The organism is Methylobacterium sp. M6A4_1b, assembly GCF_053345175.1.
Map to the genome: position 1 here is coordinate 1 of NZ_JBKEZQ010000056.1, position 8616 is coordinate 8616.

Annotated in this window: 4 protein-coding genes and 2 pseudogenes; 1 reads left to right on the forward strand and 5 read right to left on the reverse strand. The window is 60.1% G+C overall.

The window, feature by feature from the left end; genetic code table 11:
• The 4 genes and pseudogenes from ACLBWX_RS22615 to ACLBWX_RS22630 all read right to left on the reverse strand — a co-directional run.
• Positions 1–1202 (reverse strand): HlyD family type I secretion periplasmic adaptor subunit (locus tag ACLBWX_RS22615; protein WP_447679186.1); only part of this gene is annotated, 1202 nt, incomplete at its 3' end.
• A complete protein-coding gene (locus ACLBWX_RS22620) occupies positions 1202–2935 on the reverse strand; it encodes a type I secretion system permease/ATPase (RefSeq protein ID WP_447679189.1) in 1734 nt (577 codons plus the stop codon). The genes ACLBWX_RS22620 and ACLBWX_RS22615, both read right to left, overlap by 1 nt.
• Before the next feature lie 425 nt (positions 2936–3360).
• Positions 3361–4114, reverse strand: a pseudogene (locus ACLBWX_RS22625) (IS6 family transposase).
• Positions 4115–4262: 148 nt separating this feature from the next.
• Complete coding sequence (locus tag ACLBWX_RS22630) at positions 4263–6326, reverse strand: Ig-like domain-containing protein (protein ID WP_447679187.1); 2064 nt, start codon at positions 6324–6326, stop codon at positions 4263–4265.
• A 600-nt stretch (positions 6327–6926) separates the two neighbouring features.
• On the opposite strand from ACLBWX_RS22630, the gene ACLBWX_RS22635 reads away from it, so the two are divergent.
• Complete coding sequence (locus tag ACLBWX_RS22635) at positions 6927–8060, forward strand: Ig-like domain-containing protein (RefSeq protein WP_447679188.1); 1134 nt, start codon at positions 6927–6929, stop codon at positions 8058–8060.
• 318 nt (positions 8061–8378) lie between these two features.
• Here the strand turns inward: ACLBWX_RS22635 and ACLBWX_RS22640 are convergent.
• Positions 8379–8616, reverse strand: a pseudogene (locus ACLBWX_RS22640) (hypothetical protein); the annotation flags it as partial.

Below are 8616 nucleotides of genomic sequence, written 5' to 3' on the forward strand. Positions count from 1 at the left end.
GGCACCCGGATGCGGGCGGTGTAGTAGCTCATGCCGGTCTTCGGGTCGGAGGTGACGTCGGCCGAGACCCGCGACACCACCCCGTCGATCTCCGGCGTGGTCCGCTGGTTGAAGGCCGAGAAGCGCAGCACCGCTGCCTGGTCGAGGCGGACATTGTCGATGTCCTGCGGCTGGATCTTCACCTCGACCGCGAGCTGGTCCGCCTCCGGCACGATCAGCATGGCGGGCTCGGAGGGCGTCACGAGGCCGCCGATGGTGTGCACCGTCAGCTGATGCACCGTGCCAGACTGGGGCGCGCGCATGTCGACGCGCTTGAGCTGGTCCTCGGCGGCGACGCGCTTCTCGACGTATTCCGACCACTTGCCGCGGATCTCGGCGAGATCCTTGCCGGTCTCGGTGCGCATGTCGCCGTCGATCTGCAGGATCTGCAGCTCGGTCTCGGCGATCTTGCCGCGGGCCGAGGCCGTCGAGGCGAGGAGCTGGCCGCGCTCGCCGTCGAGGCGGGCGGCGTCGCGCTCCAGGGCGTTGACGCGGGCCAGCGGCACCAGGTTCTTGGCATAGAGCTCGCGCACGCCCTGCAGCTCGCCGGTGATGAAGCCGACCTCGCGCGCCTTGGCCGCGACCTGCTCGGTCAGGCCCTTGATCTCCTCGCGCAACTGCTGGACGCGCTCGCGCAACTGCGCCTTCTGGCCCTCGCGGCCGGCCACGCGCGCGTTGAACAGCCGGGTCTCGCCCTCGATCAGGTGGGCGACGGACGGATCGCCGTCCTTGCGGGCCAGCAGTTCGGGCGGGAAGGCGATGGCGGCGGCAGCGTCGCGCTCGGCCTCGTCGCGAGCGCGCCGGGCGGCGAGCTCGTCCAGGGCCTTCAGGATGATGTCGAGATTGGCCCGGGTCTGGGTCTCGTCGAGGCGGATCAGGATGTCGCCGGCCTTGACGCGCATGCCGTCGCGCACACGCAGTTCGCCGACGACGCCGCCGGTGGGGTGCTGCACCTTCTTGACGTCGGACTCGACCACGAGCTGGCCCGGCGCGATCACGGCGCCGGAGATCTGGGTGAAGGTGGCCCAGCCGCCCACGCCCACCACCAGCACCGCGCCCAGGGCGAGGCTGAGGGCGAGGTGGCGGCGGATCGAGCCCTGGGCCGTGGGTCGCGGAGCCGTGAGGGCGGGCTGCAGATCGATCGGGCTGAGGGCGACGGCCATCATGCACTCTCCTGCAGGGCGCCGGGGGCGGCCCGCTTGTCCATGGGAACCGAAGCCGGGCGCAGCACGCGCTTGAGGACCTCGTCCTTCGGTCCGAAGGCCTGGGCCCGGCCGTCGGACATCATCAGGATGAGGTCGACCGCGCCCAGGGCCGACGGCCGGTGGGCGATGACGACGCAGATGCCGCCGCGCCGCCGGACCCCGATGATCGCCTGGGTCAGGGCGTTCTCGCCCTCGGCGTCGAGATTGGCGTTGGGCTCGTCCAGGATGACGAGGAAGGGATCGCCGTAGAGCGCCCGGGCGAGGCCGACGCGCTGGCGCTGGCCGGCGGAGAGGCCGGCGCCGCCCTCGCCGATGCGGGTGTCGTAGCCCTCCGACAGGCGCAGGATCAGCTCGTGCACGCCCGCTGCGCGTGCGGCCGCGATCACCGCGTCGGACGGCGCCTGCGGATCGAAGCGGGCGATGTTCTCCGCCACGGTGCCGGCGAACAGCTCAACCTCCTGGGGCAGGAAGCCGATATGGGGGCCGAGATCGTCGGCCGACCACTGGTCGAGGGCGGCGCCGTCGAGGCGGACCTTGCCGCGCACGGCCGGCCAGACGCCCACGAGGGCTCGCACCAGGCTCGACTTGCCCGAGGCCGAGGGGCCGATGATGCCGAGGCCCTGGCCGGCCTGGAGGGCGAAGCTGACGTCCTGGACCACGAGGCGCGGGGTGCCGGGCGGCGCGACGCTGATTCCTTCGACCTGGAGCGCGCGGGCGGGTGCCGGCAGCGCGTGCGGCTGCGCGCCGGCCGGCATGCGGGCGAAGAGGTCCGACAGGCGGGACCAGGACTGGCGCGCCTGGACGAAGCCCTTCCAGTTGGCGATGGCGAGCTCGGCCGGGGCCAGGGCCCGGGCCACCAGGATCGACGAGGCGATGATGATGCCGGCGGAGGCCTGGCCATTGATGACGAGGTAGGCGCCCAGCGCCAGCACCCCGGACTGGAGGGCGGTGCGGAACACCTTCGAGCCGGCGCCGTAGCCGCCGGCGATGTCGGAGGCGCGCTGCTGGGACTGCATGTAGTCGCGGTTGGCCAGGGCCCAGCGGGTGGCGAAGCGCCCCTGCATGCCCATGGCGGCGAGCACCTCGGCGTTGCGGCGGCCGGCCTCCGCGAGGCCGTTCCGGCGCAGGCCGTGGGCGGTGGCGGTCTGGGCCGGATGCTTGGTCGCCCGGTCGGTGAGAAAGCCGAGGGTCGCGAGCACGGCCGCCCCCACCAGGGCGGCGACGCCGATCAGGGGATGGAACAGGAAGCAGATCAGGAGGTAGATCGGCATCCAGGGCAGGTCGAAGAAGGCGGACGGCCCCGATCCGCCGAGGAAGGCGCGCAGCTGGTCGAGATCGCGCAGGGGCAGCAGGCCGTCACCGGGGGCCGCGCCCTTCAGGGGGGCGCGCACCACGATGTCGAACACCCGCCCGCTCAGGGATTCGTCGAGCGCCGCGCCGATGCGGGCGAGGACGCGCGAGCGCAGGGCCTCCAGCAGGCCCTGAAAGGCGTAGAGCACGAGGGCGAGGATGCAGAGGCCGATCAGGGTGGGCACCGAGCGGCTCGGGATGACCCGGTCGTAGACCTCCAGCATGAAGAACGAGCCGGTGAGATAGAGCACGTTCACGAGCCCGCTCATGGCGGCCACGCCGATGAACGCCGTGCGGCACTGCGCCAGTGCGTCCGTGAGTTCCGTGGAGCCTTTATGCATGATCACGAGCTTCCTTGTTTCGACAGAAGACTTCGATGCGCCTGCTCGCATACGCCGGTTTGTGGAGCCTGGTTTCCATGCTCATTGTTGCGCGTTTCTACGCTGAGCAACGGCCCGGACTTTCGTGCCGGCCGTTGCGTTCGCTGCTGGCGATTGGCCGATTACCCCAGCCATCACACCCAACGTTACAACGAGGCTTTCCCGCCGGTCACCTATCCCTTGTATGATCGTGCCGGTAGGGCACAGCCAGACACGAGTGATACAGGAAAGCTGTCTTGGCCGATGAACATGACAGGTTGCACGACGCGCTTTTGGATCGCGCCTTGGCCATCCTGACCTTCGTGGCCGAGCAGCAGAAGGCGCTATCGGCGGGCCGGTCGCAAGCTGTGCCTTAAGCCGCGGCAGAGGCCAGATCCGCCACGTTTTCAGGTTTTGTTAACCGCCTGAAGTACGCGAGTAGACTCCCAGCAGTTGGTTCTGCTCGCGGACAGTCCACGCGTTGGCAAAGGCGAAGCCCTAGCGCAGCTAGAGCATGGCCTCGAAGCCCTGGATGGTTCGCCGAGACGTGCTGAACGAGCGGAAGCCGCCCACGCGCGGCATGGCCCGCTTGACCCGGAAGTGGTCGCTTTCGATGCCCTGCTGTAGGTGCTTGGTCACGTAGTGGAGCGGCATGCGGGGCAGCAGGCCCTCCTTGCGACTCTCAGCGATAGCCGGCGGGTAGGTGCCGGCCCCATCGGTACCAACACGATCCGGGGCAAAGAGGGGTTCGGCCGAAAGCACCTTGCGGAAGAAGCGCCTGGCCGCGTTGAGGTCGCGACGCGCAATCAGCAGGAAGTCGACCGGATTGCCGTGCTTGTCGACGGCTCGACAGAGATAGCGCCACTTACCCCGCACCCGGATGTATGTCTCGTCGATCCGGACCGACCCGCAGTGCGGTTTCCAGAACTGCCGCAACCGCTTCTCGATCAGCGGCGCGTAGGCGAGCACCCAGCGGTTCAAGGTGCTGTGATCAACCTCCAGGCCGCGCTCCAGGAACAACTCCTCGATATCGCGGTAGCTGAGCGGGTAGCGTAGGTACCAGGAGACGGCCTGTATGATAAGCGCCGCCTCGTAGTGCCGGCCCTTGAAGTCGCCCTTGGGGCGCTGTTTGAGCTTGGCGGCGATGGCGGACTGGATCATGGGCGGCCTCCGAAAAAAGAGGCGCCATGCAGGACGTATGGTCAACGTCGGGTAAACGCCCGCGCGATCGCGTTTGCGACAGGCTCGCCCCGCCAGCGGTGAAGCTGCGGGGCTTTCCCTTGTGTGCTTCGTACTGAGAGGCTGGCGGTTAAGCGTTCAACATCGCAGCGATCGCAACGTGGACGGTGAATCCCGGTCCTTCATCGACCCAGTTAGCACCTGCTGATCCGTGGTTGATGCCGTAGGTCTCGATGGCGCTGGCCGAGTAGTGGTGGTTGCCTGTGGCCGTGTTGTAGAAACGCTCCAGCGTCAGCCCACCTGATGTGCCTGCATCCGCATAGGCCTCGAACGCCACGCCTTCGTAGTTGTAGGTGTGCTGATTGGCGATGATGCTGTCGCGCTCGCCCACGCTGGTGGTCAGGAAGTGGGTCCCGTGCACCGTGTCGTAGAACCGGAACACATCGATCGTGTCAGCGCCTTTATCGGGCGTGGACCATTGTGCTCCTTCGTACTGGAAGTTCGGGTTGTTCGCGATCAGACTGTTCTTCTCGACGACACTGCTGGTGTAGAAGTGGTCGTAAGTCTTGGTATCATAGAACCTGAACACTTCGTTCAGGTGCTGAACCGTGATGTCGAGACTGGTTGTCGTCGTTCCACCCTGCCCGTCGCTGACCGTGTAGTTGAAGGTGTCGTGCGCCGTACCCGTCAGACTGCCGGTGTTATCCGCGACATAGCTGTAGGAGCCATCGGCGTTCAGCGTCAGATGGCCGTACTGGCCAGGTACCGCCTTGCCTAGAGTGCCGCCCTGGATCCCCGACACGAAGAGCGTATCATCATCGGGATCCGAGTCGTGCGCCAAAGCGCCCGTGCCACTTGTACCAGCGGTACCTTGAAGGGTTCCGCCCTGAGACACGGCCGCTGTCTCAGCGGTTACAACCGGTGCGCGATCCAGGCTGACGTTGAGACTGGATGAGGCTGTTCCGCCAAAGCCGTCACTCACGGTGTAACTGAACACGTCATGTAGATGACTGCCGGTCGGGCCTTCTGCGATCGCGGCAGCGTTGTCCGCGGCATAGCTGTAGGAGCCATCCGCATTTAGCGTCAGGTGACCGTACTGGCCAGCCACTGCCGCACCGACCTTGCCGCCAGTGACATCCAGGATGGAGAGAGGGTAGCCATTCGGATCGCTGTCACCAGCAAGAGCACCCGTTCCCGCGATCCCACCTGTTCCCGTGATGATCTGCCCTGCCACGACAGAAGTATTTTCGGCGACGACAGCAGGCGGGCTGCTGGAAGCTGTAAATATCGAACTCCCCGATGCCGTCGGATAATAGTACCCAACAATTTCACCGGAATCGCTTATGCCGGTGACGACGGTCGTCGTTGATGAAATAGGATCGACGGATGTAAATGCGCCATCGATATATGCAAAACCGTGCGATCCTGTGTTGTTGGTGTAGTATCCTGCAATTTGGCCCGAAGAGTTAATGCTAGTTACATAGGTTGCACTTGATCCCGCCGGGTCGATAGTCGTGAAGACGCCGTTATTATCAACAAAACCATGGTACTTATTTGCCGAATCATAATAGCCACCAACAATTTGACCGGCTTCATTCACGTCAGTTATATAAGTATACTTATTAAGTGATCCTGGCGCATTAACACTTGTAAATATCCCATTGTTATTTATGAAACCATGAGTTCCACTATTATCACTATAGATACCATAGATTAAGCCGGATGAAATGACAGCCTGAACTTGAGTAGTTGCGGAGTTAGGGACGTCAACGATTTTTACCGAACCACTTGTGTTGACATACCCATGATATTTCCCAGCCGTATCAATGTAACTTCCAAAAACCTGCCCATAATCATTAATCCCATTTACATTGGTGCTCGTTGCTCCCACCGGATCAACACTACTATAAGCCCCCCCATTTTGAATGAAACCGTGGTATGTTCCGATGTTATCTCGGTATATTCCCGCGACCTGACCAGACGCATTGATACCAGAGATAATAGTTTGCTTCGACCCGATTGGATCTATATTTGTGAAACTGCCATTATTTTTCACAAAGCCGTGATACTGCATCGAGGAATCATAATATCCCCCAGCAATTTGTCCCGTTTTATTAATACTATCGGAATGAATTGCCGTGAAACTATAGGCTGCAAATGGGTAGCTCACTTTGAAGACGTTATAGTTTATCATCACATGGACCCCACTCAAAGGTGGGAAAAAATTTCATAATTTTACATGTTTGTCAATCTACCAAGTGCCCATGTGTTCCCGAAGGGAGGTATTTAAACTGCGTAGTGTTTGCGGCCCTCCAGTATAGTGCATAAAATTGAAAGCCCGGCCGCTTTACCTCCTAGGGAGCTTACTCGTTGGATTTTTCACGTCTCAGGCCGAAAGCTTGCAAAGCTGAATTGCTCCACCACCACTACAGGGCTCAATCAGTTCTACCAGCTACGTAAAAAACCGATAGTTTTCGATGTATAAGCGGCCGCCAAATGGATCCTAATAGTGCGTGATAAATATGTTACAGTTTCCAGATATTTCGGCTTTGGTGCGATCTAGGCCGCAAACAACATAGAAACCCTATTACAGTTTTATATTCCACCTTTATTTGAGGGCAGAAAACTGAAACTTATTGGTAGTACAAGTTTATACTGAATTTTCTGAATCTAGTTTCTAACAAATGTTTGATGGTGGGCAAGCGGCGAAATTGATCAACTATTGCAGCTGTAGTATGTTTCGGCGAGAAAACAAATACCTTACCAAATCTTTTACAAACTAAGGTGATGAATCATGACATACGAAGGAACTTACACGGGAACTATACATACTTATTGTTCCGAGTTCGACTACACAGATCCAATTACTTTCAAAATTTTGAAGGATGGAACTATAGATCTTCCTGCGATGCAGTCTCTAAATGATGGGACCATCGATAGCGCAGGGCGTATATCAGGGATTTCTATAAATATCAATTCTCTATCTCTTGGAAATATAAAAATACCGTACACTGCTACGGATGATGGCGTGAATTTCAGTGCGACAGGAAAGTCATCCAATGGAATCATTAGTACGATCCAGGCAACGTTAGTAAAATCAAACGTCAATCATGCGCCTGAAGTCGTGGATGAAGTGCGTTCGGTGGCGGCGGGGCTTACCATTAAGGGTACAGCCGGTACGACAGGCACGGGCGCTTTGGCTCATCACAGTGACGCCGATAACGACGCGCTCTTCGTCTCGGCAATCCAAGGTGGCGCTTTAGGGCAGGCCATCGCGGGTCGCTATGGCCATCTAACGCTGAACGCAGATGGCTCCTACAGCTACGCCGCAGACACCGCTGGCAGCTTGGTTGGCAGCGGCCATGACATCTTCAGTTACAGGGTTAGTGACGGGCATGGAGGAACTGCAACCGCTAATCTCGACATCACCGTTCAGCACCATGTTAGCGGGCAGCCAAACGAAGTGTTCCGCTTTTACGACACTAAGACATACGATCACTTCTATACTACTAGTGTAGCTGAGAAGGATAGCATCATCACTGGCGTCCCCACTTTACAATACGAGGGCGTACAGTGGTCAACACCCGACAAGGGGGCTGACACCATCGACGTGTTCCGGTTCTACGACACAGTGCATGGCACGCACTTCCTGACGACCAGCGTGGGCGAACGCGATAGCATTATCGCCAATCAGCACACCTACAACTACGAGGGCGTGGCGTTCCAGGCCTACAAGGATGCCGCCACTGTGGGGACGGGTGGGCTCACGCTGGAGCGCTTCTACAACACGGAGACGGGCAACCACCACTACTCGGCCAGTGCCATCGAGACCTACGGCATCAACCACGGCTCGGCCGGCGCGAACTGGGTCGATGAAGGACCAGGGTTTACCATCCATGTACCAACAGCCGGCATGTTGAACGCCTAATCTGCCAACCTCTTAGTAAGGCGCACCCAATCGGAAAGCCCCGCAGCCTCACCAGTCGCGGGGCTTTTTCGTTGAGACCTGCGCGCCTTCACTTCACACGAGTGCTAAGCTGGACTACATCACGACCCTCTCACACATCACAATCATCTCGCTTTGCTATGCCGAAATAGCGATCGCTTTCCCAACATTATGATTTGTAAGGTAAATTGGCATATAAATGTGCTTGGTTTGCATGCTTGTCGCTGAAAATTTGGGCGCCGTTCTGTGAAAGACAAGGATCACTTTGATTGCTGTATTACGCCTTCCACAGATTCTAGATCACACTACCCTGCGCCTCACGCGAACAGCACGCAAACGTAGGTCGTGGCTGTAGGCTACGTACACGCCGGACTCACCAAAGGCAGCGATGTCCGCTCGTCCATCGCCGTTCACCTCCGCCAGCTCGCGATGGTAGTGGTCGTCGCTCGTCCAGGAGCCCGCACCAGGGCTGGTGCCAAAGGCCTGCAGCTTGAGCTGGGCGGGGTCGAAGCCGCCTGCGGTGTTGGCCAGAGCCACA